A 24,931-nucleotide genomic window follows, 5' to 3' on the forward strand; every position below is an offset into this window, starting at 1 on the left:
ATCGAACCATATCCGTGGATTCCGCAGTGCACAACAATAGATTCTTGGGGTTTCACCCGGTATTTATACTTAAAAAATTGAAGTAATATTCAGACAAACTGTGTTTCTTTCGCTTGCGCAGCATTTCGACCGGTGAGGTCGCCGATCAGCGTCAACTGACGTGCGAGACAGTCGTCCAACCGGAATCTCTGCTCGACCGTTCTGCGCGCGGCGCCGCGCAGTTCGCGAAAGTTGTCCGGGCGGTTCAAGGCCCCGACGATCGTCTCGGCGAGCGCATCCGTATCGAAGAACGGGACGAGAAGGCCGTTGCGGCCGGAGCGGATGACTTCCTGAACCGGCGCGGTATCGGAGCCGATGACAAGAGCGCCGCAGGCCATTGCCTCCAGTACCGACCAGGAAAGCACGAATGGATAGGTGAGGTAGAGATGCGCCGCCGATATCTGAAAGAGCTGACGCAGCACGGAATGCGGCACGACGCCGGGGAAGATGAGCCTTTCGCGCGGGATATCCACAGACGCAAGCAGATGATCCTTCCACGATCCCCCGCCAGGGGGCGGCGCGCCGTAACTCACCCCATCGCCGCCGACGAAGACGAACAGCGCGTCCGGGTGCCGGCGGACGACCTTCGCCGCCGCCTCCAGTGCCTGGGGAAAGCCCCGGTAGGGCTCGAGGTCCCGTGCCACGAAAGTGACGACGGGATCGCCGGCCTTGAGGACGCGCCCGTCCGGCAGCTTCAGCGAAGCCGCCGGGTCGGGGCGGAAACGGCGCGTGTCCACCCCCTCATGGCAGACGGCGATTCGTTGCCGAGCGTCGGCCGGATAGAGGCTCTTCTGCCAATTGGTCGGGCTGATACCGCCATCCATCGCCTCCAGCGACAGCAGCTGCGCGATGTTGCGGAGGCGCAAGCGTTTGCGCGTCTCCGGGTCGGGGCGGTCGTCCGGCGCGAAGCCGACATCCGCCCCATCCGACCGATAGAAAAACTCGCAATAGCCGAGTGCCGGCACGCGCGGCAGGACATCCTTCACGAACATCATGCTGCCCCAGCCTATATGGCCGAGAACGACGTCGGGGGTCTGTCCAAGGCGGCCCATCGCCTCGAAGGTTTCCGCTACCCTGTGCCCGATCCGCACATGATGGTCGGGAACGGCAAGATGGCGCGCTATGTGGGGATTCGGTCGCGGACCGGGTTCCGCCCGATGCCGGACGACCCGGACGGAAGGTATCCGCTGGTCCACGGTCTCCGTCACGAGCGTCACCTCGTTCCCCGCCTCAGCCATATGTCTTGCCAGGGCGGCGAACTGGCCGAACCCACGGCGGTGTACGAATGCTACATGCATCTTCATAAGCCACTTGTCAGTGATCGATCACACCTGCAGCGCCGCGCGTCCGAACGGACGCGCAAAGCTCGTTGCAACACTTGGATTTCCTGCTTGTTACCGCCCTTGCTCGGTTGCGCTTTGAGGAACATGCAGTGATGGAGCGTCAGATGCCGTAGCGTGCGGCATTTCCCCAGACGAGTTCGAGGCGGTGCAGTGTCTGGAAAGCGGTCTCCAGATCCCGCCGGTCCTGATCGCCATGGCTGAGGGCGCGTTCGTAGCCCTTGGCGGCCTGTCGCAGGCCGGTGCAAAGCTGCCTGCCTTTCTCTGAAAGCCGGATGCGGGCAGAACGCTTGTCACGCTGCGATGCGATCCGGTCGATGTAGTCGCCGTCGGCAAGCTGCTTCAGATAATAGGAAATGTTCGAACCCACATAGTGGCCCCGGTCCAGAAGCTCTCCCACCGAGAGCTCCGCCTCGCCTATGGCCAGAAGAACCATCGCCTGCGCGGGACCGATATCTTCGACCCCGAGTTTCGTCAGTTCCGCACGCAACAGGCCGGAAAACCGGCGGCTTGCGCGCTCCATGACCCGGGCCAGCTCGAAATAGGTGACGAGCGAATCATCTCCGTCACGATCGTCTACAGAGGTATCGAGGCCTTTCCGCTGCGTTTCATTCGCGGGAAGGATTGCAACAGTGTCTCCAAAGTCTGCGAACGGATAGAGTATCCTGTGGTTCATCCCTCTCTCCATTGGGAACGTACTTCCAATTCCGGAATTTACTTCAAAACTTGAAGTAAATTTCACAGCACCCCTGCCCCGAAATTGCGTGCTCTTGAGCTGGCGATGTTTATTGTGTCACACTTATCGCAACAATACTGTGATTTGAGTGAATCTGGATCAGATCGCCCCATGAAACCCGCGAATGCGCTAATTAGAAGATCGCCACATGCGTGATACTGTTCGAAATCCTTTGATTAGCAAGGGCCCCAATCGGCCAACACCGGCGCAAAACGGAACAATCGCGCCGAAGCTCCTGGTTCTGCGGGCCCGGCGTGTGTTCGTGGTGACGCTTCTTTATGCAGCCCTGCTCAGCGCCTGCATCAACCTCCTCCAGCTCACAATGCCCCTCTATATGATGCAGGTGCATGACAGGGTGTTGAACAGCCAGAGCATGGATACGCTCGTCATGCTGACGATTCTCGCCCTGGGTGCGCTGATCGTTCTGGGCGTGCTCGACTACATTCGCGCCCTCACCTTTCAGGCCATGGGCAGCGCCGTGGTCCGCTGGCTGAACCTGCCGGTCCTGACCGCCGCCGTCCAGGCCTCGGCCGATCAGGGACTTGCGCGCGCGACGCAGTCCCTGCGCGACCTTACCGAGCTGCGCGGCTTCCTCACCTCTTCGGCGGTGAGCGCCCCCCTCGACGCCGCCTGGTCGCCCATCTTTCTGGGCGTTCTATTCCTGCTGCACCCCCTCTTCGGGCTGATCGGTGCGATCTCCGTCGTCGTACTCGTCTGTTGCGGCCTTCTCAACGACCTTCTGACGCGCCAGCTCATGAAAGAGGCAAGCCAGGCTAATATTGAGGCAGTGTCGAAAATCGGTGCGACATTACGTCACGCCGAGGCCATCGAAGCCATGGGAATGCTGCCGGCGCTCGCCCACAAATGGCGCGCCGCGCAACTGCACGCGCTCAGCGTGCTGGAGGCCAGCGGGATCAGAAGCAGGGCGATGGCCTCGATCACCCGCTCGCTGCGCTTCGCCATCCAGGTGGCGTCGCTGGGCACGGGTGCCCTGCTGGTGATGAGGCAGGAGATCTCGCCGGGCGCAATGATGGCGACCACCATTCTCGTGGGCCGCCTTCTGCTGCCGTTCGATTCCGTCATCGAGAACTGGCGCCAATGGGTGTTGGCGATCGCAAGCTGGCGTCGCGTCGAAACGGCACTGAAGGAAGACCTGGCCGTTCGCCAGACCATGCCGACACCGCGCTCCGAAGGCGACCTCGTCGTCGACAAGCTGGTCTACGCGGTACCGGGCATCGACGTGCCGATCATCAAGGGCATCAACTTCTCGCTCTCACCAGGCGAGGTGCTTGGAATCGTCGGCCCTTCCGCGGCGGGCAAGTCCACGCTGGCGCGGCTTCTGGTCGGCATTCTGAAGCCCACTGCCGGCGGCGTCTTCCTCGACGGCAACAACGTCTACCTCTGGGAACGGAGCTCATTCGGACAGATCGCGGGTTATCTGCCGCAATCGGTTTCCCTTCTCGAAGGAACCATCCGTGAAAATATCGCCCGGATGGCGGAGAGCGATCCATACAAGGTGCTCGAGGCGGCGCGGCTCGCCGACGTCCACGACATGATCGGACGACTGCCGCTCGGATATGATACGCCGGTGGGCGATGGTCATCTGACGCTTTCCGGCGGGCAAAGGCAGCGCATCGCGCTGGCGCGCTGCCTTTACGGCCGGCCACGCCTGCTCGTCCTCGACGAGCCCAACGCCAATCTCGATGCCCTCGGCGAGCGCGCCCTCATCCGCGCGATCGACGAGGCGCGCAACGACGGCGCCATCGTCATCCTGATTGCCCACCGGCCGGCCATCATGCAGGTGGCCGATAAGCTGCTCGTGCTGGAAGGCGGCCGCATCAGCCAGTTCGGCCCGCGAACGGATGTCGTGGCGACCATGATGCCCGGCGAAACAAGACGCGAAGGTACCGCTTCATGAACAAGGAAAAGATCCTGCCGGTTCGCCTGGACCTGCAGCCGCCCGTGAAGGCTGAGAGCCCGGAACGCCGCCTGCCGATGGCCGCGCCGGCTCGTCTCTCCGCGCCAATGCCGGCGCCGGACCTTTCGGAAGACAACACGCATTCGCCGATCCGACGCCTTGTCATCGCCGGGTTGACGACGATCCTCGTCGCTTTCGGCGGTTTCTTCGGTTGGGCGTTCTCGACGGAGCTCAGCAGTGCTTCGGTCACCAGCGGAACGATCGTCGTCGATTCGAAGCGCAAGACGGTCAGCCATTTCGAGGGCGGCGTGCTCGGCCGGATCCTGGTTCAGGAGGGAGATCATGTGGCGCCCGGCCAGCCGCTGATGAAGCTCGAGGATACGCGCGCCCGCTCCGACCTGGAGGCGCTGCAAAGCCGCCGTGTCGGCCTGATCGCAAAACTGGCGCGGCTGCGGGCCGAGCGGGCGGGACTGCAGGCGGTGAGCTTCCCGGGCGATCTTGTCTCCGAGGGCGAGGCTGCCGCGGATGCGGTAACGGCGGAAAACGCGTTTTTCGAGAAGCGGAGCGAGGCCAAGGAGGGCCGTCTGGCAATCCAGCGAAAGACGATCGAGGAATATTCGGAGAAGGCGAAGTCTCTCGCAGCCCAGCTTCAGGCGACCGACAGGCAGATCGAGCTGATGAACGAGCAGCGCACCGCTATCGCGACCCTTGTCGAAAAAGCCTTCGCCCAGCGCTCGAAACTCATCGAGATCGACGCACGGCTCAGCGAGCTCGCCGCGACCCGCGGCGAACTCGCCGGCGACAAGGCCCAGGCGGAAAAGGCGATGGCGGGGGCCGAGCTTGCGCTCATCGGGATCGAATCCGATTTCCAGTCGGAGATCGCCGGAGAGATCACCACGGCGCGCCTCGAACTTGCGGAAGTCGAGCAGCGCATCACCGCCGCCGAGGACGTGCTTCGCCGCCTGGAAATCCGTGCCCCCCAGGCCGGTATCGTCGCCAACATTCAGCTGCGGACGCCGGGCAGTGCCGTCACGCCCGGTCAGCCGCTTCTCGACATCGTCCCCGAGGACGAACCGCTGCTTGTCGAGATGCATGTCAGCACACGTGACATCGACAGCATAACGATCGGCTCCAGTACGCAAATCCGCCTGACGGCCTATAACCAGCGCTCGCACCTGCCCTTGGCGGGCAAGGTAACCTATATCGCGGCGGACCAATCGGTGGATGAGAAGTCCAACGTCGCCTATTTCGTCGCACGGGCAGAGGTGGCGCCTGAATCGCTCGCCGCCAACCCGGACATCCGCCTCTATCCCGGCATGCCCGCGGAAGTGCTGATCGTGCACAAATCGCGTTCGGCAATCGACTACCTCGTCGCCCCGGTCTCCGACAGTTTCAACCGGGCGTTTCGGGAAGACTGATCTGTCTAACGCTTGATATCTCCTGCCGTCGTAAATTACTTTAAATTTTGAAGTGCTTTGTCTGCATTCTCGTCAGAATTACTCCTAAAATTATATTGTGCCAATATTGGCACATGGTCGAGTTATGTTTAAGACGCCGTCTTTCCTCCGAATTATCGTCGTTTTATTTTACACATCTGTGTTGTGTTCGTAATTATTGCAGTGCACACTCCGGCACGCAATCCTCGGCTCCGTGCCGATGACGCATGCATCAAACCACGAAGAGGAGAAGCAGATGGCCACTTTGGAAGGCGGCGCATACGACGACGCCCTTTTTGGCTCCCGCTTTGACGATTTCATTCGCGCCCATGGCGGTGATGATTTCGTCAACGGAGGCAATGGGGACGACATCATCTTCGGCGACGACGGTGACGACTTGCTGTTCGGCGGCAACGGAAACGACACCGTGTTCGGCGGCGAAGGCACCGACGTTCTCTATGGCGAAAATGGCAATGACATCCTGGTCGGCGGATCGGGTGACGACCTGATCTACGGCGATAACGGCAACGACATTCTCCTTGGGGGCGCCGGCAGCGACTTCCTCCTCGGAGGCAGAGGCGACGACGTGCTGCTCGGCGGCGCCGGCAACGACGTCATCGACGGCGGTGCAGGGTCCGACCTTCTTGCCGGCGGTCAGGGCAGCGATATCTTCGTTTTCGACGGCGGCGGCGGCAACGACGTCATCCTCGACTTTACCCCCGGCGAAGACGTCCTGCAGATATCCAAGGGCATCAACGGCCTCGACGTCACCGCGCCCGAGGATCTCGCTTCGCGTATCACTCAGGTCGGCGGCAATGTCGTCATCGACCTCGGCCATGGCGACACGCTGACCCTGGTTAATGCCGACGCCGAAGACATTCAGGCCCACCCCGAGAACTATTTCACTGTCCACTGATAGTTTGAGACGCGGGACGCGGCTGGAAAACCGCAGGCGGCTTTTCATCATCCCGCATTGGCTTCGAACGGTGCGCCCTGCCCTCCTCCCGTGGGGCGCACCATCCAAGAATTAGTCAGAGGAGTGGCGTGTGACGTTTGACGACCGTACGCGGAGCGCCAGCGGCATTTTCGAAGACGCGAAGGCCTTTCGGCTCGGTTCCGACGTGGCTGTATTGATCTCCGACGTTCGCGCCAGGTTGCCGGCCGCAGCCAAACACACGCTCGTCATGCCGGAGCAACCCGTCCCGCTCGTCAGCACGATGCTTCCTCTTGCGGAGGGTGGACAGCGTGTGCTTTGGGCCATGCGCCCGGGCGACGAAGCGCGCCGCGGACAGATTTACATCGAAAGCGACTTCGTTCAGACGATCGTGCTCCGGCCCGTCGGTGAACTTCCGCCCCTCGACGTGGAGGACCTGTTTTCCGCACTCACGCCGGAGGGCTGCGTCAAGTTCCTGAACAATCTGCTCACCGTTTGGCGAAGCGCGTTCCGTCTGTCCCGGGACCCGTTCTTCATCGGCCTCGTCGAGGATGCGCTTCAGGCGCTGACATCGCGGCCGGCGCCCGCCAAGATTGCATGCCCGATCAACCAGGGGCGATACCTGATCGAAACAGCGATAAGCCCCGACTTCGGCGAGATCAGCGCAATCTATGCCCTTGGAGCCAACGCCATCCTGCCACTGGCGTCGCCGGCGCTGATCGGCGCCCAACGCGAGCATAATCTTCGTCCTTGCCATTTCATCGTCGAGTCTCCCCGATACCCCCAGTCTTTCGTGCTTGTCGGCAAAAGGGGCGTCGCCGTGCGCGAGCTCTCCTCCGGCAACCCTCATTGCGCCAACCTCCAGGCCTGGTGGGCAGAACGAGGCGATACGCCGGAGCTGCGCGAATACGTCGTCCGCTGGCTCTCGACGACACCGGAGGATGGACTTGCGACAGCCGTCGACCTCCAGCTGCGGTCGCCGCTCCCTGAAAGGCGGATCGGCAGGTCTGCAATGCATCCTTCAGCGGAGGTGGACCTCGCATTGACGCTTTCCGGCGGTCTGCTTGCCGGGGGGTGGACCCATGATCCGACAGCCACTCTTGCCGGCATCGACTACCTCAAGGAGGACGGCACGACGATACCGCTTGATGGCAACTGGTACGAGTTCGCCGCCTGGGCACGCGGAGCGGACGAAAAATCGCGAGCCGACGTGACCGGCTTTGTCGCCTGGCTGCCGTCGAACGATCCGCGGGGCGCCCTGCTCCAGCCGCGGTTCCAGATGCGGCTGGCATCCGGTGCTGTGAAACCGCTCGTGCCGAAGCCGCAACCCTTTGACGCCTCGGCCCAGCGCAACCGCATACTGCGCGCTGTCCCGCCGCAGCACGCGATCGACGAGGCGTTCCGGACGATCCTTGCCCCCGCCCTGCAGGACGTGGAACAGAGGTTGGGAAGAGCTTCCAAAGTCGACTACACCAAGGATTACGACCTGCCCGAGAAGGCGCCGTTGGTCTCGATCGTCGTGCCGCTTTACCGTGTTCTCGACTTCCTGCGGTTCCAGCTCTCCGGCATGGCGACCGATCGCTGGCTCGCAAGCAATGCGGAGATCATCTACGTTCTGGATTCGCCGGAGATTCAGGACGAGACGGAGCATCTGCTTGGCGGACTGCATCTCCTCCACGGGTTGCCGATGAAGCTTGTGGTGATGAACCGCAACAGCGGCTACGCGCGGGCGTGCAATGCGGGCGCGCGCTTTGCCCGCGGCTCGGTCGTCGTCATGCTGAACTCGGACGTCGTTCCGTCTGCATCCGGCTGGCTGCAGAAGCTCATCCGGCCGCTCATGGAGCAGAGGAGCCTCGGCGCGATCGGCCCGAAGCTGATCTTCGAGGACGGATCGCTCCAACACGCGGGCCTCTACTTCGCTCGCGACCAGCGCGGCATATGGCTCAACCATCATTTCCACAAGGGCATGCCCGGCGACTACGGGGCGGCTCAACTTGCCCGCAGCGTGCCCGGCATCACCGGTGCGTGCCTGGTGACGCGCCGGGAGATCTACGAGCTCGTGGATGGATACACGGAGGATTATGTGATCGGCGATTATGAGGACAGCGATTTGTGCCTGAAAATCCGCCGGTGCGGCTATGACATCGCCTACGAGCCGTCGGCGTGTCTCTATCATTTCGAGCGCCGCTCGATCCGCCGCAGCGAAGACTATATGCGCGGGGTCGCCAGCCAGTACAATTCCTGGCTGCACACCGAACGCTGGAACGACGACATCACCGAATTGATGAAAACCGATCTCGGCGGCCGCGACCAGATGCCGGCTCTCTTCGGGATCGGCGCGGCGACGAGGACCGCCGCATGAGCGAGACTGCGCTGCGCCAGAAAAACACAGCTGCCACGGAACTGCCCGCCCGCGACGAACGCGTGGAGTCCCTGCTCGGGAGCATTCTTCGAAACCGCTTCCTTCCCGAACCTGATCCCGACAGTGTCTTCGTCGGCGACGGTTCCTTCAGGGCGGTGGGCGTCGAATTCCTCGGCCACTTCATCCGGCTGGGGGGACTGCGTCCGGAAAGCCGCGTTCTCGATATCGGCTGCGGCATCGGCCGCATGGCTGTCCCGCTCACCCAGTATCTGGATTTCGAGAAGGGGCGCTACAGCGGGATAGATCCGGTCGAGGGCGGCATCGGCTGGTGCCGCCGTTTCATCACCTCGGTCTATCCGAATTTCGCCTTCCAGCGTGTCGATATTGCCCATGAGCTTTATAATCCGAGCGGAAAAATCAGCGGCAATGCGTTGAAACTGCCCTATGCCGACGGTCACTTCGATTTTGTGATCATGACGTCGATCGTGACGCATCTGCCGCCGGACGAAGTCCTCGTCTATCTGCGAGAGGTCGGAAGGCTTCTGAAACCCGGCGGCCGCCTCTTCATGACCGCATTCGTGGTCGATCACGTCGCAGCGGACAACGAAAACGGCCGGCGCGACGCGCGCCTTTCCTTCACCCGCGACGGCGACGGGCCATGCTGGTACGTCCCCGACATGCCACGCCTTGCCGCCGTCGGTTTCGACGACGGCTTTCTTGACGCCGCCCTCGACCGGGCCGGTCTCGCAATCACCCTGAAGGCGCTCGGCGCCTGGCGCGGTAAGGAGGCGGAGCACTACCAGGACATCTTCGTCGCCGAACGCCGAGGAGGCGGCGCGTGAGCATGCGCGTGCTCGTAGCGGCTCACAACCATCCGGCCCTCCACCCGGGAGGCACGGAGATTTTCGCACACGACCTGTTCGGCGCCTACAAGCGCGCAGGCTGCGAAGCGCTCTTTCTCGGAGCCACGAACCAGATCCACCGCCAGGCGCGGCCAGGTACGAGCTTTCAAGGCATCGGGCCTGCAGGGGACGAGTTGCTGTTGTGGTCCGGACATTTCGATCGCTTCTTCATGAGCCAGATCGATCTCTACGGCGTCGTTCCCGATATTGCGGAGCTGCTGCGCGACTTCAGGCCGGACGTCGTCCATATCCACCATCTGCTCCTGCTCGGCGCGGAGTTTCCGCATATCGTTCGTCGAACGCTGCCGCAGTGCCGGATCGTCATGACGCTGCACGACTATTATCCGATCTGTCACCATGACGGGCTGATGGTGAAAACGAGCGGCAAGGAACTTTGCCATGGGGCGAGCCCCGACGGATGCCACGCCTGCTTCAAGGACATCGCGCTCGACCGTTTCACCTTGCGCGAACGCCATCTGAATGCCCTCTTGAGCGACGTGGACCGGTTCGTATCGCCCAGCCGGTTCCTCAAGCAGCGCTTCGTCGAGTGGGGGCTGGCGGAGGACAGGATCAGCGTCATTCCCAACGGACTGCCGCCCCGCGGCGCGCCGGCAGCGGCCCGCCGGATCGGTTCGGATCGTCCGGTCTTCGGCTATTTCGGCAATCTCAACCCCTGGAAAGGCGTGGCGGTACTGCTCCAGGCGGCACGGCAGCTCATTTCCGAGGGGCTGGAATTCGAGTTGCGCGTCCACGGCGGCGCACCCTTCCAGAGCGAGAGTTTCGTCGACGAGATCACGCGCCTGTTCCGGGAAACGGCACCGACCGTGCAGCAGCGCGGGCCCTACCGGCGTGAGGACGTCGCCGACCTCGTCGCAGCGGTGGATTGCACGATCGTACCCTCGATCTGGTGGGAAAATGCGCCGCTGGTCATCCAGGAGGCACAGGCCCTCGGACGGCCGGTCATAGCCGGCAATATCGGCGGCATGGCCGAGATGATCGAGGACGGTGCAAACGGCCTCACCGTTGCGCCCAACGATCCCCGGGCGCTCGCCTCTGCCATGCGCCGCCTCGCGCAAGACGGCGCCTTGGCGCGCCGGCTTTCCGCGCATGCGCGGGAACCGGAGAACATCGACACCACCGCACGACGCTATCTCGAATTGATCGAGGCGATCGAACCGTCACGTATCGAAGCGGCATAAAGGGAAAATCGATGGCTGCTGTTGCCGAGAAATCAAATGCCGCACCGGATCAGGACAATACGAAGCCGATGACCGGCCGGGTCGACGCGATCGACCAGGGGCGCATCTTCGGCTGGGCGTTCGATCCGGCAGCACCCGACAAGCGCCTCACCATTCGCGTCTATCTCGACGGCAGCGTCATCGCCCAGGCGGTCGCCGACCGCAATCGCCCCGATCTCAAGCGCAACGGCATCGGCGACGGCGGCTATGCCTTCGAAATCGCGCTTCCCGAGGCGGCAGCCTCGCGCACCGCCGATCTCAAGGTGACGGCCCTGGACGCACGCGGCACCGAACAGCAGCTGCGCGTTCCGCGGCCCGACGAACAGGCGGCCGAAGCCCTCATCGCCGCGCCGCTCGCCAAGGTTCTCGACAAGCTCGACGTCCTCATGGCGGCTCAGCGGCAATTGCAGGTCTCGCAGCGATCTCTCCAGCGCACGCATAATGACGATGGCGGCGAAGGCGGGGCCTTGGGGCCTGCCGCCGCCGCCGAGATCGGGAAGCGCCTGAACGATCTCGATGTTCATTTGATGCGGCTCGATGGCGTGGTTGCAGCGATGGAGAAGAACCTCGGAGCGTTGCAGAAGCGGTCGAATGGAGAGTTGAAACCGCTGCTGCTCCTGCTGTTCGTTCTCGCGGGCTTTGCCGCGGGCGCTGCCCTCTCGCTTTTCGCCGGGGCATGAGGAGTACCATGGCCGGAGCAGAACAGGCGCTTCCTCAAACATCTCAAACAGCCGCGAGGATCATGCGCGGTGGGAGGGTTGTCGCCTGCCCGATCGACGATACGCTGCTGCTCGTCATAGGCGCGGGCGCGCCCGTCGCCGGCCAGGTGCCGGCACAGATCAACGACGACCCCGCCACCGCGACGAGCGCCTCCATCATCGGTTGGCGCCTGGCTTCGCAGTCGCCAACCGCCACGCACGGGTTCGCGGCGCTGCTGCCCACCAATGACGCCGGCCGTCCGCTTACCACGCTCCGCCTGGGTCAGGAGGGCAGCCCCAGGCGCTATATCTTCGGCCCCCGCACGCTTGCTGTTCGCGATAGCGTGACGGTCCTCGCGGAGCTTGCCGGCGCCCAACTGGCAGAGGTGCTGGACCCGCTCGTGGATGCGATGATGCAGATGTCCAACGGTCGGCGTAGGCTTGCGGGAATAGTTGCCCTGATACAGGCGCGAAAGGGTAGCGACGGCTTCCTCGAATTCGTCGGCGAGACCCACGAGGGAGCGATCTTCCTCAGAGGCTGGGCCCGCGCCGCCGATCCCGGCAACGCTCGCGTGATCGTGTGCGGCGAAAATCCGGTCGTTGCCGACTGTGGCATCGCGACCTTCTCCCGGCAGGACATTCCGCAAGGCGGCGCAGGCTTCATCGGTCTGCTGGCGGCAAGCGAACCGCTTCGCGCACGAGACGTCGAGGGGCTCGCCTATCGCGGGCGCGGGGGCTGGCGCTATGCTTCGGTTCACGAGCACCGGCTGATCGGCGGTCCCACGGAGACGCCCGGGCATATCCGCCCCGTGCTGCTTCAGACGCACAGCACCCCTGCCGTTCTGCTCCGGCTGCGTTCGGCCGCCAACAGCTTCGAGGGGCGCGAGACGATCTCCACTCTTCCCGTTCCGGTGCGTCTGGGAGTGGACAGTATCTTTCAGGCGAACAGTGGCGCCTTTCTGATCTCCGGCTGGCTCCTCGACCCTGATGAGCATGTCCAGAGCGTCCGGTTGCGCCGTGGACAACGCGAGATGCGGCTCGACGATCGCTGGACGCGGCTCGAGCGCTCGGATGTGACGGATGCCTTTACCGAAGAGCCGTTGTTCAAAAGCATGCTCGACCGACAAACCCACCCGCATGGTTTCATCGTGTTTGCCGGCGGACTTGGGGCAGATGGTACGGCCCCGCTACACCTGGAGTTGACGCTCAAGGATTCCCGCCGGGCTTTTCTGCCGCTGACACCCGCGCGGCTTCCGCCGCGTCAGGCGGCGCTCCGCCAGATCAAGTCCATCGATCCCGAAAACTGGGGCCTGACGGAAATCGTCGATCGACAGATCGTGCCCTTCCTGTGCGCGTCGGAGAGCCCCTCGCCCGGCGTCGGGGCTATCCTCGATGCCGGTGCGTTCGACGAGGCTTCGGGGCCGCCGATCATCGTGGCTGCCGGCCAAGCGGAAGAAAAGGAGCTTGCCCCTTTTCTCGGCCTTCTGGCGCTCGATCCCGAAACGCGGCATGCGCCGATCGCGCTCGTGCTGCACTCCGAGTGCTTTCGCCGCCAGGCCGGCCGCATCAGGCAGCTCGCGCAGTTCTATCGGCTTCCGCTCAGGCTGATGTCGGCCGAAACGGACGACGTCTACGATCTCCTGGAAGCCGGCATTCGCGCGCTTTCGAGCGAGACGGTGGTTCTGCTCGCCGGCTCGCTGTTGCCCCGCAGGAGCGGCTGGTACGGCAGGCTGGTTGCCGCCTACGAGGAAAGTGGCGGGATCATTTCGCCGACGCTCGCCTATGAGGACCATTCCGTTCGATGGGCTGGCTCCTGGGCCGACGCGCAGTCCGAAAACTCGCTTTCGGGCCGTTATGCCGGTTATCCGTTGAGCGCGGTGACGGGTCTCAAGCTCACCCGGATCGCGGCGGCCTCTTTCGAATGCTGCATCATGCCGCGCGAGGCTTTCCTCGTCGCCGGAGGCTTTGCCGGCAGCTATCTCGGATCCCGGCAAAAGGGGCAGGATCTCGGCTTGAGGCTCAGCCGTTCGGGGATCGAATCCTGGTGGCTGCCCTCGGTGCAGATGCTGGGCTCGGACGAGCCGTTCTCCACCGGCAGCGCCTCCGCGGCTCCTCTCGTCGAGCGGATCGACGAAAGACTGTTTTCGGCCCGATGGGCTCCGCAGCCGCAGGGCGAAGGCAATCGCATCAAGGAGGCTTCCGCATGAGCGAGCGGCTCCGTGTTCTCGTCGTCTCGCATGGACATCCGGCGATGTCGCTGGGCGGGGCCGAGATAGCGTCCCACAGCCTGCACAAGGGCCTGAACACGCTGCCGGGCGTCGAGTCGATCTATCTCGCCCGCGTCGGCCGTCCGGTCCCTCGCCACGGCGCCTCAGCACTGATGAGTCTGCGTCTTGCAGTGGACGAAGTGCTCTTCCATGCGGATGATTACGATCACTTCTTCCTGTCCAACGGCGATACGGACGCGATTCGCCGCGACCTCCTGCGTTTCGTCGGCGATCTGTCGCCTCATGTCGTTCACTTTCATCACCTGATCGGCCTCGGAATGGAGGCGCTTTACGCTCTCCGGGAAGCGCTGCCGGAGGCGGTAATCGTCGTCACCTTCCATGAGTATCTGTCGCTGTGCCACAATCACGGACAAATGGTGAAGCGACCATCCGCCCAGCTCTGCAACAGTTCGTCGCCGATCAGTTGCCATGGCTGTTTTCCCGATATCCCGGTTTCCCGTTTCCTGAGGCGCGAGGAATTTCTGCGCGGCATGCTCGGCCTTGCCGATGCCTTCATCTCCCCGAGCATGTTCCTCGCAAACCGCTATGTCGAATGGGGCATCGACGCGGAAAAGCTCTCCGTGATCGACAACGGCATCGTCATGGGCGAGGCCGCACCGGTACGCGATCTGCCGGTCCCGTCCGCCCGACGGAACCGCTTCGCCTATTTCGGGCAGATGACACCCTTCAAGGGCATCGACGTGCTGGTCGACGCGGTCTCGCGCGTGCCGGAAGAAATCTGGGGCGAGGACTCCTGCCTGATGATCTTCGGCGGTAATCTCGAGCGCCAGCCGACCGAGTTCCAGGAGCGCCTGAAGAAGCTCATCGACGACGCCGGGCGCCGGGTGCGCTTTTATGGCGCCTATCAAAATGCCGATATGCCGAGGCTGATGCGCTCGGTCGACTGGGTCGTGCTGCCTTCGATCTGGTGGGAGAACTCGCCCGTCGTCATCCAGGAGGCCCTGCACCACCGCAGGCCCATTATCTGTTCCGACATCGGCGGCATGGCAGAGAAGGTGCAGGACGCAAGGGACGGGCTCCACTTCCGCGCCGGCAGCGCCCAGGATCTGGCCGACCGGCTGTCGGAAGTGCTGGGCAACCCCGAGGCATGGGACCGGCTGCACGCCACGCTGCGGCCTCCGACCGGCCACGCGGAATCGGCCCGCGCGCATGCCGATCTCTATCGTCGGCTGCTGAAGGACAGGCGGAGCTCTCTTGGTGCCGGGCAATATGAAGCGGCGGCACAGGCCTTGGTCTAGCCGCTTGCGGCTCCACTCAAATTGACAGCTGCTCGGGAATTCCCATGCTCGTTTACGCCGACGAAAACCTGGAAGTGATCCATCGGCGAGGATCGTCGCCCTATCTTCTCGTCACCTTCAACGAGATGGAGATGCAGGCGAACGGCAGCCGCTTCTGGGGTCAGCGGTTCTGCGAGAAAGCCGGCATCGCCGCACTCGGCTTCATCAGCCGGCGGCCGAACTGGTTTCCGGCGGCAAGCGTGGTCGCCGCGGTCGAGGCTGCTGCGCCGATCCTTGCTGAAGCGCCGGAACGGATCCTCTACGGCCATTCGCAAGGCGGCTATGCGGCGCTGCGCTATCGCCGGCGTTTTGGCGCAAGCGTCGCCGTTGCTTTTTGCCCGCAGATCTCGATCGATCCGAAGACAGTACCATTCGACAACCGCTTCGTCCGCCACTTCGCTCCGGGGCTCCACACGAACATGGCAATCGCCCCCGACCAGGCGGCCGGGCGCGCCTATCTGTTCTACGACCCCTTTCATGCCGTCGATCGCCGGCACGCGGAGCGGATCGCGACGATACAGAGCCAGACGCATCTCATCCCCGTGCATATGACCGGTCACGGCACCGTTCGGGCCTTCACCGGGACGGCGCGCGCGCTTTCGCTCATCGAGGCTTGCCGCGCGGACGACCGCGCCGGTTTGCGCGCACTCGCCCGCTCGGCGCGGATCGGCGCCCCGATGCGCCCCTATCAGATCGCCATTGCGGCGATTGCTCGCCACCCTGCCTGGGCCGACCGGTGTCTTCGACGCTTCGGAGAAGGCTTTTCACCTGTGGAGCGTGTAAACTTTCTCTACCATCGGGCCAACCGCCACATCCGCGACGGCGCACTCGAGGTCGCTCGCGACATGCTCGCCGAGGCTGTGGCGCTCCAGCCAGGCAATCTCGGCTTTGCCCGCCGCCTCGAGGAACTCGAAGGCCGCATCGCCCGCACGCGCGCCTCGACACGGGATGAGGAAACCTCAGCACGTCTCTTCTCTGGCGTTGTGACATAGCTGGGCTTGTCTCGCCTCGTTGCGACATTCTTCGCCGCCAACAGACAGCCTTCGCCATATGGATCCATTGCAACCTGAGCGTGATGCCGGTTGACCGGTGCGCACGTTGCAATGGAGGAGAGGAAATCGATGGCGGGAGAACTGGAATTCATGAGCCGGGGGGTCGTTTCGGGCCGCCTGTCGAGGCGCGATTTTCTCGGGCGTGCGGCAGCGCTCGGCGTAACGCTCGCCTCGGCCCAGGTGCTGCTCGGCAATGCCGCGCGGGCAAGCGGCCCGGCCAAGGGCGGCATATTGCGGGCCGGGCTCGTCGGCGGAGAATCCACGAACAGCCTCGATCCGGCGACCTGGGCGAGCCAGGTGCCCTACACATTCGGCCGCTGCTGGGGAGAGCAGTTGCTTGAAGTTTCGCCGGCGGGCGAAATTGAGTATCGGCTGGCTGAATCCTACGAAGCGTCGAAGGACGCGAAGACCTGGGCGTTCACGATCCGCAAGGGGGTGACCTTCCATAACGGCAAGGAACTGACGCCCGCCGATGTCGTCGCCACCTTCGAGCGTCATGCCGACAAGAACTCGAAATCGGCTGCCCTGCCCTTCGTCCAGGAATTCGACACCATCAAGGCAGATGGCGACAAGGTCGTCATTACGCTGCGCCAGCCGAACGCCGATATGCCGTTCATCGTCAGCGATTATCATCTGATGATCCAGCCGAACGGCGGCAAGGACGACCCGACTGCCGGCATCGGAACCGGGCCCTACAAAGTCCTCGTCAACGAACCGGGCGTAAAGCATGTCGGCGAGCTGCAGGACGGCTATTGGGGAGCGGCCGAGCGCGGCCATGCCGACCAGATCGAAATCACCGTCATCAATGACGCAACGGCGCGCACCGCCTCGCTCCAGTCCGGCGGCGTGCACATCATCAATCGCATCGAACCGAAGATCGTCGCGCTCGTCAAACGCATTCCAGGGATCACGATCCGCAACGTCCCCGGCAAGGGCCACTATGTCCTGATCGCCCATTGCAACACGGCGCCCTTCGACAACAACGACCTGCGGCTTGCGCTGAAATACGCGGTGGACCGCGAGGAAATGGTGGCAAAGATACTCGCCGGCTACGGCACGGTCGGCAACGATACGCCGATGATCAAGGGCTACCCGCTGTTCGACGACGATATCGAGCAGCGCGTCTTCGATCCGGACAAGGCGAAGTTCCACTTCAAGAAGTCGGGCCATGACGGTTCGATCCTGCTGCGTACCTCCGACGTCGCCTTCCCCGGGGCAGTCGACGCCGCGCAGCTTTTCCAGGCAAGCGCCGCGAAGTGCGGCATCGATGTCGAGCTGAAGCGCGAGCCCGGAGACGGCTACTGGTCCGACGTCTGGAACAAGCAGCCCTTCAGCATGTCCTATTGGACCGGCCGGCCGACGCAGGACCAGGTCTATTCCATCGCCTATCTTTCAAAGGCGGAATGGAACGACACCCGCTTCTTCCGCGAGGATTTCGACAAGCTGATCTTTGCGGCGCGCGGCGAGCTGGACGAGGCGAAGCGCAAGGTTCTCTATCGCGAGGCGGCAATGATCCTGCGCGATGAGGGTGGTGTGATCGCGCCGATGTTCAACAACTATATCGACGCCACCAGCGACAAGGTCGGCGGCTGGGTCGACGATCCGAACGGCGAACTCATGGGCGGACATGCGCTGACCAAGTGCTGGCTCGCCGCCTGAACGTGATCTTTGAAGCAGCCGGCGGCCGATGGTCGTCGGCCTCGCATCGCGCCGGCTCTCAACCTTTGAAACTACAGACTTGCGGACGGAAAACGTCAGCCAGTTTTCCTGGAAGTGCTCTAGCCGCGGCGGCGATGCAGCGAAAGCCATCCGTCCTCGACGAGGCGAGCCTCGACGTCGGTGTAATGTGACAGCATGATATGCGGCATCTCGGCCGCAGCCGAATGCGCCCCGGTGATGACGGCAACCTCGGCGCCCGCGGATTTGCCGGCGAGAACACCCGCAGGCGCATCCTCGAAAACGAGGCAATCTTCGGCACGCACCCCGAGTCTCTCTGCCGCGAGCAGATAGCCCTGCGGGTCGGGCTTCCCGACCGAGACATCCTCACCGGTCACCATATGGCGCGGCACCGGAATACCGGCCGCCTGGAGCCGGCGCGCGGCGAGTTCGAGCGGCGCCGACGTAACGATCGCCCACCTTTCCGGCGGCAATGTCTTCAGGAAGGTGACGGCCCCCGGAATTTCGACAATCCCCTCGACATCGGCGATCTCCGCCTCGGCAAGAATGCGCGCCTCCTGTTCCGGATCGACCGGCAGGCACAGCGCGCGGATCGTATCGACGGCTCGCACGCCATGGACGACCTTCATGAGCGCCACGGGGTCTATTCCGTTGCGGAGTGCCCAGGATCCCCAGACCCTTTCAACGACTGCCATCGAGTTGAGTAGCGTGCCGTCCATGTCGAATAGGAGGGCGGCGAAATTCTTCGTGAAGATTGCGGAAGAGGACGTGTCCACACCGTGTCCCTTGGATTTCGAGTTCACATGCCTTGCAGGTCGGCACAACTATAGCCTGACGCGGCGTTGCACAATGCTAAAGCAATTGCTTTCCGCACGCTTATCGCACTGCCCCGGTTGCAGGAACCTGTGACCTACCGAAGGGGAGTAGGATTAATCGTGTCGCGAACGGTCTGGCTCAACCGATACGGCAGACCGATACATCGAGCGCATCAGCGGGTTGCGCGTCTCATAAGACGCGCGGCGCTTTAGGAAACTTTCCGGAGGACTGCAACCTCTCCTTGTGCTCGTCACAGGGATGAGAGCAGCGCCGCGTCTGCGGCGCGGAAGAGCTCTTTCAGCCCAAGGACTTGGGCTGGCTGGATTCCTGTGACGAGCACAGGAATGAGGGACCGGGATGTGCGGCTCCTACAACTTTAGCTTGCGGATACGTGAGGGAATGGTCAGCCTGTCACGCAATGAAAGGTCACGTCTACATTCTCGCATCGAAGCGAAGCGGGACGTTGTACACGGGCGTGACCGGGACCTGCCGCGCCGCCTCACACCCTCTCCTCATCCTCATCTCTCTCTGTGCTCGTCACAGCGATCCAGCAGCGCCGCGTCTGCGGCGCGCGAAGCGTTCTTTCAGCCCAAGGACTTGGGCTGGCTGGATTCCTGTGACAAGCACAGGAATGAGGAAATGAAACAAGTCGCGGCGGGTAGCCCGAATCTAAACAGGCCCTTAGCTGTATCCATCCGTAACCAGAAAATCGATCGGGCCTCCCGCCCTGTCGTCATCGAAAACGGCGCAGGAGAGCATGCCGCCGAAGACGGCGCCGGAATCGACATTGGTCCTGTTCCCGACGGTGCGCGGATTGCTTCGGCTCGGCGTGTGTCCGTGGCAGACATGCTTGCCCCAATAGGTGCCGGAGTAGTTCGGATCGGTGCGGATCCAGAGGAGGATGTCGTCGCCCTGTTCTTCGAGCGGAATGGTCTCGTCGACACCGGCATGGACGAAAATGCGGTGCTGATCGACGACGAGCGACGGCAGTTCCGCCATCCAGACCAGATGGCTCAACGGAATGGCGCCGCTATAGGAAGCCATCGTCTCCTCTCCCCCGTTCGTCAGCCATAGGGACATCTCGGCCTGGCCCTTGCGTGCCGCCAGCAGCATGGCCTCGTGATTGCCCTTGAGCGTGATCCATTCCCAGCCCGGCCTGCGCGGCCCGGCCATGATGCGCTCCACGACGCCGCGGCTGTCCGGGCCGCGATCGACGAGGTCGCCGAGGAAGACCACCCGGCCGCCGGCGACGACGGATTCTATGCTGGCAAGCAAGGTTTCGAGTTGTGCGAGGCAACCGTGAATGTCACCGACGGCGAAGGTGAAACGCCGGCTATTCATGAATCGCTTCTCCTTTGCTCGTCCAAGACGGCGCGCTCCTTTCGTCGCTGATATGAATCGGCCATCTGAAGCCGCCCAGGGTCCGAGAGCTTTAGCGCATCGCCCGGACAATCGGAACCGATATTCGGAAAGCCCGATGCGTGGCAGGAACAGTGAGCGCGGACAGGCGTACGACGGCTTTGTCCACCTGGCCCCGGTGCTTGTCAGAGGGACCCGGCAGCTCCGCGTCTGCAGCGCGGAAGAATCGTTTCAGCCCAAGGACTTGGGGTTGACTGGATTCCTGTGACGGGCACAGGAACGAGGGCCCCAGGGAGATCTGCCCAAGGACTACCGGTGCGACGATCCCTTCGGAATCGCCGAACTGGTGATCGAGACGGGATCGCTTGCGGGAAACGTATCTTCGAGACCCTCTTCCAACTGCTCTTCCATGGCGTCCCGGTCATGCGCCTGCCGGGCATTCGCAAGCGCTCCCTCGGGGACCGAAGGAGACCGTCTCGTGCCGGTAATGGCAAGAAGCGTTTCATCCGCCTCGATGGCCGCGGCGAGTATCTCCTTTGCCTGGGAAACGGCATTCAGCCTGTTGAGGCTACCGTCGGCGTTCTGCGGGCAGGAGACGGAGACGACCTCCCCGTTGGTGCCGACGAACTCGACGGTGAAACCCGCCTTGCCGCCGCGCTCGGGATAGACCTGAATTCCGGCGATCTGCATCTGATTCTCCTCTGATGGACGCCCCGCCGGCTGCGGATGCGAGACCGGCCTGCAGTCTACCAGATTTGGCGAAGGTCGACAGCTTGCCGGTGGGAGAGGCATATCGGAAAATCACAGAAGGCCGGGCGCCCACCTCGCTTCCTGCGACCCGCCGGCGCTTGATGCGGGTTCGCCATTCTGGGCCGCGTGATATCCCGGCACCGGCCGGTTCTCTTTGTCTAGGGGCCGGGTGCAGGCGGCAAAAGCGTCGAGATCGCGGTTATAGATTCTCGTCTCGACGTCCATCATGCCGAGCACCGTGTGAAACAGGTTGTCGTGCGATTTGGGCTGGTCGGCGTCCTTGGCAAGACAGCCGGCATCGACGCCCATCGCAGCCTGGTACGGCTTCGAAAACCAGGCGATGAACGGCACCTGGGTCTGCTCCTTCGGGGCGATCACATAAGGCGCGCCGTGGAGGTAGAGGCCGTTCTCCCCAAGCGACTCGCCGTGATCCGACATATAGATCATCGCGCCGGCAATGCGGTCCTGATGCTTTTCGAGCAGCCGCGCGACGGTGGCGAGGATGTGGTCGGTGTAGAGGATCGTATTGTCGTAGGCATTGACCAGTTCCGCGGTCGAGCAACGCATGAGTTCCGGCGTTCGGCAGTCGGGCGTGAAGCGGCGGAACGCCTCGGGATAGCGAAGGTAGTATGAGGGGCCGTGGCTGCCGAGCAGATGCAGCACGATGACGCTGTTCGACGTCGCCGCCCCGAGTTTCCGGTCGAGATCGCCGAGGAGGATCTCGTCCAGGCATTCGCCGTTGGTGCAAAGCGGGCTGTTCTTGCGGCCGGTCTGGCTTGCGAAGCTGATGAGATCGGCAATCCCCTTGCTGCCGGTATTGTTGTCCCACCAGCTCACCGAGACACCGGCATGCGTCAGCACATTGACGAGATTTTCGGTCGAGCGCGCTTTCCAGTCGCTGTACTGGCTGCGCGGATAGACCGAAAACATGCAGGGAAGCGAGACGGCGGTCGCCGTGCCGCAACTCGTCGTGTTGCGGTAGTTGACGACCCCGAGTGCCTGCAATTCCGGATTCGTCTCGCGTTCGTAGCCGTTGAGCGAAAAGTTCATGGCACGCGCCGTCTCGCCCGCAACGACGACGACGACGACCGGTTTCCCCGCGGCGGCAACGCGCCCGCCCTGATGCGCGTCGGTTCCAAGAGGGTGTACGACCAGATTGCGCTCCCGATAGGTCGAAAGGCCGTAGCGCACGGCGGCAATCAGCGGTCCGGACGGATTGAACCTTTTCATGAGGTCCGTATGTTCGCGCAGCGCGTAGGCCACCGTCGCGAAGTTGGAATAGACGAGGCCTGCGCCGACGAGGAGCGATACGGAGACGAAGGCGAAATTGACCGCGGCCTTCCGCAGGAACCGGCGGTGGCGTACCCTGACCCAGGCGATCAGGATCGAAGGGAGGACGGCGTAGACGAGGAGATGCCGCGCAAGGCTGAATGTCAGCAGGTGGCTGGCTTCGGCCCGTGTCGTAACGGCGGCATTGCCGATCATGTCCCGGTCTATGACGATGCCGAAGGTGTCGGCAAAATACGCGGCCGTCGCCGACACCAGGATGAGAATAACCAGCGCCGGCTTCATCAGGTACTTGACCGAGAGAGGCGTCAAGATCGCGAAGAGGACGAGGTAGAGTGCCGCTGCGAAGGCAAGCAGGCTCATCCGGGCGTGATCGAAATAGACGTTGGCATGAGCCCAGAACGAGTTGTTGGTCGCCAGCAGCAGATAGAGAGCGACGATCGCGCTCAGGCTTATACTGCCAATCTCGGGCCGGGGAATCCGCGGGATCTTCAAGTTGCTCACCTCCAAAGCCGCGCCCCTTGCAGGCATGGTGCGGCGTGACCTTCATGTTCCCTGCACCGTTTGCGATCCAGGGGAGCATGCCCAGTAGCCCGGACGAGCTGTCGGAAAGCTGTCGGCATCGCCGGTACGAGCGGCGTCCCCGCGCCCGGCGGATTTCGCAAGTTGGCACCCCGGGAAAAACGTCCTATGGTCCCCCGTCACCGGCGCCAGAAGACTCAGGCTGCGATCTGCATGCGTTTACTCCTCGTCGAGGACAGTCCTCGCCTTACCGAACTCATCAGCGAGACCATGCATGACGCGGGTTGGCGGCTCGACGGCGTTTCGACGTTGCGCGATGCCGAGGCCGCCATTGCCGCGCGCGAGCACGATCTGGTTCTCCTCGATCTCGGCCTTCCGGACGGCGACGGCCTGCAGCTCCTGCAATGGATCCGGCGGGAGCATGTCGGCCTGCCGGTGCTGATCATCACCGCACGCGGATCGGTCGACGAGCGTATCGCCGGGCTCGACGCCGGCGCCGACGATTATCTCGTCAAGCCGTTTCACCATCGCGAACTTCTGTCCCGCTGCAGGGCAATGCTCAGGCGAAATCCCAATGCGATACAGCCGGTCCTCGAGGCCGGTGCGCTGCGCTATGATCCTGCAACGGCGGAGCTTACCTGCGAGGGCGCCGTTCTGCCGCTTCCTCCGCGCGAGCGCTCGCTGATCGAAATCCTGTTGCGCGAGGTCGGACGTGTCGTCCCGAAGCGCAGGCTCGAAACGGCTCTTTCCGAATACGGCCAGGAACTGAGCTCGAATGCGCTGGAACTCGCCGTCTCCAGGGTGCGCAAGCGACTGCAGTCGGCGGAAACCGGCGTGCAGATCGAAACCGTGCGCGGCATTGGTTATCTGCTTCGGACGGTTTGATGAAGAGCTGGAACCCGTCGCTCATCGGCATCGTCGCCCGCCGCGTCATCGCCTTCTCACTGCTCGCCATGATCCTGCAGGTCGGCGTCGTCTTCGCCGACTACTGGTTCGACGATGACGAGCTCAGCGTTCTGATGCTGCAGGAGGAGACAGACACCCTGTCGACCGCAATCGCGAAGCAGGACGGGGAACTGACATTCAAGCTCGGTCACGAGCTGAAAGAGCGTTACCTGGAACGCGATGGACCGGGTGCTATCTATGTGAGGGTGCGCACCGCTTCCGGCTCGGTGCTCTTCACCAATTGCTCGGCCGAATGTTCGGAGCATTTTCTTCCGCTCGCCGTCAACGCACCGACTTTCTGGAAACGGCTGATCGCACCCGGCAAACCCTTTAGCGTTGCCGGCGGCCAATCGTTCGAGCGTTATGGAGAGATCGTGCTCGTAGAGCTGGCCGTCCTGAAGGACCCCAACGGCTTCATGTACAGCGTTTTGCTGCGCGAGATGTTCGATTCCATGATCGTGCCCATGACGCTGATGTTCTGCCTCGTGATCGGGGCCACGATCTGGTCGATCCGCAGTGCGCTCAAACCGGTGGCAGCTGCGGTGCGGGCGGCCGATGCGATCGATCCGCGTGACGGCAATGCCCGCCTCCCCTCGTCGCGCATGCCAGAGGAGATCGAGCGCCTTGTCGCGGCCGTCAACCGTCTCCTGGCGCGCGTTGCAGATCTCATCCAGGCGCAGAAGGTCTTTTCCTCCTCGATCGCCCACGAGATCCGCACACCGGTTTCGATCGCCAAGATGGAGTTGAGCCGCATCGACGATCCGCGCGCCCGCAATGCGGAGCGCGATCTCGATGCGCTGACCCACATTCTCGAACAATTGACCTCGCTTGCCCGGGCCGACTCTGTGGACCCCTCGGCCTTTCAGCGCGCCGACCTCTCGGCGATCGGGGCGGAGGTCGCGCAGACGACTGCGCCATTTGTTTTCGACAACGGCAAGTCCATCGAATTCGTAGACCACGGCACACCGCCCGTAAGCGTGATTGCGCCGCTCATCGAGAACATGCTCCGCAACCTGATCGAAAACGCGGTGAAGCATAATCCGCCCAATACGCGCATAGTGCTCGCCTGCGGTCCCGGACCTCTGGTGTCTGTCGAGGACAACGGCAGGGGCCTCGTCGATCTGCCGGAGCACAATGACGATCTCGGCTACGTCAAGCGCTCCGGCCAGCTTGGGCTCGGCCTCAAGATCGTTCACCGTATCGGCGAGCTTCACAAAGCGAGGATCGCGGTCGATACGGTTCCCGGCGGAGGGACGAAAATCACCATCGATTTCGCCGCGGCTGCTTAAGGCCTGTTGAGATCGGATACCCGCGACGACTTATATTGACTTCCTCATTCCTGTGCTCGTCACGGG

The 24,931-nt window shown here is 63.1% G+C and carries 19 protein-coding genes; 13 read left to right on the forward strand and 6 right to left on the reverse strand.

The features are described from left to right. Positions 1 to 89: 89 nt before the first annotated feature. Both AC6CIG_RS00540 and AC6CIG_RS00545 read right to left on the reverse strand, forming a co-directional pair. Positions 90 to 1,343, reverse strand: coding sequence for a glycosyltransferase family 4 protein (locus AC6CIG_RS00540; RefSeq protein ID WP_498321986.1), 1,254 nt, complete (start codon positions 1,341 to 1,343; stop codon positions 90 to 92). A gap of 139 nt (positions 1,344 to 1,482) precedes the next feature. Continuing rightward, complete coding sequence (locus AC6CIG_RS00545) at positions 1,483 to 2,055, reverse strand: MarR family transcriptional regulator (RefSeq protein WP_498321988.1); 573 nt, start codon at positions 2,053 to 2,055, stop codon at positions 1,483 to 1,485. A 208-nt stretch (positions 2,056 to 2,263) separates the two neighbouring features. Between AC6CIG_RS00545 and AC6CIG_RS00550 the strand changes: the two genes are divergently transcribed. The 11 genes from AC6CIG_RS00550 to AC6CIG_RS00600 all read left to right on the forward strand — a co-directional run bounded on the left by AC6CIG_RS00550 (position 2,264) and on the right by AC6CIG_RS00600 (position 17,879). Further along, positions 2,264 to 4,033, forward strand: a complete 1,770-nt coding sequence (locus AC6CIG_RS00550; RefSeq protein ID WP_498321989.1) for a type I secretion system permease/ATPase — start codon at positions 2,264 to 2,266, stop codon at positions 4,031 to 4,033. Beyond that, the gene (locus AC6CIG_RS00555) at positions 4,030 to 5,451 is read left to right on the forward strand and encodes an HlyD family type I secretion periplasmic adaptor subunit (RefSeq protein WP_018098855.1); all 1,422 of its coding nucleotides are present in this window, start codon (positions 4,030 to 4,032) and stop codon (positions 5,449 to 5,451) included. The genes AC6CIG_RS00550 and AC6CIG_RS00555 overlap by 4 nt, the downstream gene beginning before the upstream one ends. Positions 5,452 to 5,725: 274 nt before the next feature. Further along, positions 5,726 to 6,385: a calcium-binding protein gene (locus AC6CIG_RS00560; protein WP_018098856.1), complete on the forward strand. Its 660-nt coding sequence runs from the start codon at positions 5,726 to 5,728 to the stop codon at positions 6,383 to 6,385. A 130-nt stretch (positions 6,386 to 6,515) separates the two neighbouring features. Next, on the forward strand, positions 6,516 to 8,765 hold the full coding sequence (locus AC6CIG_RS00565) for a glycosyltransferase family 2 protein (protein WP_498321991.1): 2,250 nt from the start codon (positions 6,516 to 6,518) through the stop codon (positions 8,763 to 8,765). Beyond that, a complete protein-coding gene (locus AC6CIG_RS00570) occupies positions 8,762 to 9,607 on the forward strand; it encodes a class I SAM-dependent methyltransferase (protein ID WP_498321992.1) in 846 nt (281 codons plus the stop codon). The genes AC6CIG_RS00565 and AC6CIG_RS00570 overlap by 4 nt, the downstream gene beginning before the upstream one ends. Next, complete coding sequence (locus AC6CIG_RS00575; RefSeq protein ID WP_498321994.1) at positions 9,604 to 10,866, forward strand: glycosyltransferase family 4 protein; 1,263 nt, start codon at positions 9,604 to 9,606, stop codon at positions 10,864 to 10,866. Before AC6CIG_RS00570 ends, AC6CIG_RS00575 begins: the two co-directional genes overlap by 4 nt. A gap of 11 nt (positions 10,867 to 10,877) precedes the next feature. Then, a complete protein-coding gene (locus tag AC6CIG_RS00580) occupies positions 10,878 to 11,585 on the forward strand; it encodes a hypothetical protein (RefSeq protein WP_498321995.1) in 708 nt (235 codons plus the stop codon). A gap of 8 nt (positions 11,586 to 11,593) precedes the next feature. Continuing rightward, positions 11,594 to 13,810 carry a hypothetical protein gene (locus AC6CIG_RS00585; protein WP_498321997.1) on the forward strand — a complete coding sequence of 739 codons (2,217 nt, stop codon included), beginning with the start codon at positions 11,594 to 11,596 and terminating at the stop codon, positions 13,808 to 13,810. Continuing rightward, positions 13,807 to 15,129, forward strand: coding sequence for a glycosyltransferase family 4 protein (locus tag AC6CIG_RS00590; RefSeq protein WP_498321998.1), 1,323 nt, complete (start codon positions 13,807 to 13,809; stop codon positions 15,127 to 15,129). The genes AC6CIG_RS00585 and AC6CIG_RS00590 overlap by 4 nt, the downstream gene beginning before the upstream one ends. A 44-nt stretch (positions 15,130 to 15,173) precedes the next feature. Then, entirely contained in the window at positions 15,174 to 16,160 is a 987-nt protein-coding gene (locus tag AC6CIG_RS00595; RefSeq protein WP_498322000.1) for a hypothetical protein, read from the forward strand. Between the two features lie 129 nt (positions 16,161 to 16,289). Next, a complete protein-coding gene (locus tag AC6CIG_RS00600; protein ID WP_498322002.1) occupies positions 16,290 to 17,879 on the forward strand; it encodes an ABC transporter substrate-binding protein in 1,590 nt (529 codons plus the stop codon). A 119-nt stretch (positions 17,880 to 17,998) separates the two neighbouring features. Here AC6CIG_RS00600 and AC6CIG_RS00605 read toward each other — a convergent pair whose 3' ends face one another. The 4 genes from AC6CIG_RS00605 to AC6CIG_RS00620 all read right to left on the reverse strand — a co-directional run bounded on the left by AC6CIG_RS00605 (position 17,999) and on the right by AC6CIG_RS00620 (position 22,604). After that, positions 17,999 to 18,673 carry an HAD family hydrolase gene (locus AC6CIG_RS00605; RefSeq protein WP_498322003.1) on the reverse strand — a complete coding sequence of 225 codons (675 nt, stop codon included), beginning with the start codon at positions 18,671 to 18,673 and terminating at the stop codon, positions 17,999 to 18,001. Positions 18,674 to 19,394: 721 nt separating this feature from the next. Further along, positions 19,395 to 20,054 carry a metallophosphoesterase family protein gene (locus AC6CIG_RS00610; protein WP_498322005.1) on the reverse strand — a complete coding sequence of 220 codons (660 nt, stop codon included), beginning with the start codon at positions 20,052 to 20,054 and terminating at the stop codon, positions 19,395 to 19,397. A 327-nt stretch (positions 20,055 to 20,381) separates the two neighbouring features. Next, positions 20,382 to 20,762, reverse strand: a complete 381-nt coding sequence (locus tag AC6CIG_RS00615) for a hypothetical protein (RefSeq protein WP_102762554.1) — start codon at positions 20,760 to 20,762, stop codon at positions 20,382 to 20,384. Between the two features lie 111 nt (positions 20,763 to 20,873). Continuing rightward, positions 20,874 to 22,604 carry a phosphoethanolamine transferase gene (locus AC6CIG_RS00620; RefSeq protein ID WP_498322006.1) on the reverse strand — a complete coding sequence of 577 codons (1,731 nt, stop codon included), beginning with the start codon at positions 22,602 to 22,604 and terminating at the stop codon, positions 20,874 to 20,876. A gap of 240 nt (positions 22,605 to 22,844) precedes the next feature. On the opposite strand from AC6CIG_RS00620, the gene AC6CIG_RS00625 reads away from it, so the two are divergent. Together AC6CIG_RS00625 and AC6CIG_RS00630 are read left to right on the forward strand one after the other, a co-directional pair. Next, positions 22,845 to 23,516, forward strand: a complete 672-nt coding sequence (locus tag AC6CIG_RS00625) for a response regulator (RefSeq protein ID WP_026168970.1) — start codon at positions 22,845 to 22,847, stop codon at positions 23,514 to 23,516. Further along, on the forward strand, positions 23,516 to 24,865 hold the full coding sequence (locus AC6CIG_RS00630; protein WP_018098441.1) for a sensor histidine kinase: 1,350 nt from the start codon (positions 23,516 to 23,518) through the stop codon (positions 24,863 to 24,865). The genes AC6CIG_RS00625 and AC6CIG_RS00630 overlap by 1 nt, the downstream gene beginning before the upstream one ends. Positions 24,866 to 24,931 lie beyond the last annotated feature (66 nt).

Source organism: Sinorhizobium sp. GQ132 (assembly GCF_059758575.1).

Excerpts from the sequence above, each read along its gene's own strand:
- AC6CIG_RS00540 (WP_498321986.1), bottom strand. The coding sequence starts at position 1,343 with ATGAAGATGCATGTAGCATTCGTACACCGCCGTGGGTTCGGCCAGTTC.
- AC6CIG_RS00545 (WP_498321988.1), bottom strand. The coding sequence starts at position 2,055 with ATGAACCACAGGATACTCTATCCGTTCGCAGACTTTGGAGACACTGTT.
- AC6CIG_RS00550 (WP_498321989.1), top strand. The coding sequence starts at position 2,264 with ATGCGTGATACTGTTCGAAATCCTTTGATTAGCAAGGGCCCCAATCGG.
- AC6CIG_RS00555 (WP_018098855.1), top strand. The coding sequence starts at position 4,030 with ATGAACAAGGAAAAGATCCTGCCGGTTCGCCTGGACCTGCAGCCGCCC.
- AC6CIG_RS00560 (WP_018098856.1), top strand. The coding sequence starts at position 5,726 with ATGGCCACTTTGGAAGGCGGCGCATACGACGACGCCCTTTTTGGCTCC.
- AC6CIG_RS00570 (WP_498321992.1), top strand. The coding sequence starts at position 8,762 with ATGAGCGAGACTGCGCTGCGCCAGAAAAACACAGCTGCCACGGAACTG.
- AC6CIG_RS00580 (WP_498321995.1), top strand. The coding sequence starts at position 10,878 with ATGGCTGCTGTTGCCGAGAAATCAAATGCCGCACCGGATCAGGACAAT.
- AC6CIG_RS00585 (WP_498321997.1), top strand. The coding sequence starts at position 11,594 with ATGGCCGGAGCAGAACAGGCGCTTCCTCAAACATCTCAAACAGCCGCG.
- AC6CIG_RS00590 (WP_498321998.1), top strand. The coding sequence starts at position 13,807 with ATGAGCGAGCGGCTCCGTGTTCTCGTCGTCTCGCATGGACATCCGGCG.
- AC6CIG_RS00595 (WP_498322000.1), top strand. The coding sequence starts at position 15,174 with ATGCTCGTTTACGCCGACGAAAACCTGGAAGTGATCCATCGGCGAGGA.
- AC6CIG_RS00600 (WP_498322002.1), top strand. The coding sequence starts at position 16,290 with ATGGCGGGAGAACTGGAATTCATGAGCCGGGGGGTCGTTTCGGGCCGC.
- AC6CIG_RS00610 (WP_498322005.1), bottom strand. The coding sequence starts at position 20,054 with ATGAATAGCCGGCGTTTCACCTTCGCCGTCGGTGACATTCACGGTTGC.
- AC6CIG_RS00615 (WP_102762554.1), bottom strand. The coding sequence starts at position 20,762 with ATGCAGATCGCCGGAATTCAGGTCTATCCCGAGCGCGGCGGCAAGGCG.
- AC6CIG_RS00625 (WP_026168970.1), top strand. The coding sequence starts at position 22,845 with ATGCGTTTACTCCTCGTCGAGGACAGTCCTCGCCTTACCGAACTCATC.
- AC6CIG_RS00630 (WP_018098441.1), top strand. The coding sequence starts at position 23,516 with ATGAAGAGCTGGAACCCGTCGCTCATCGGCATCGTCGCCCGCCGCGTC.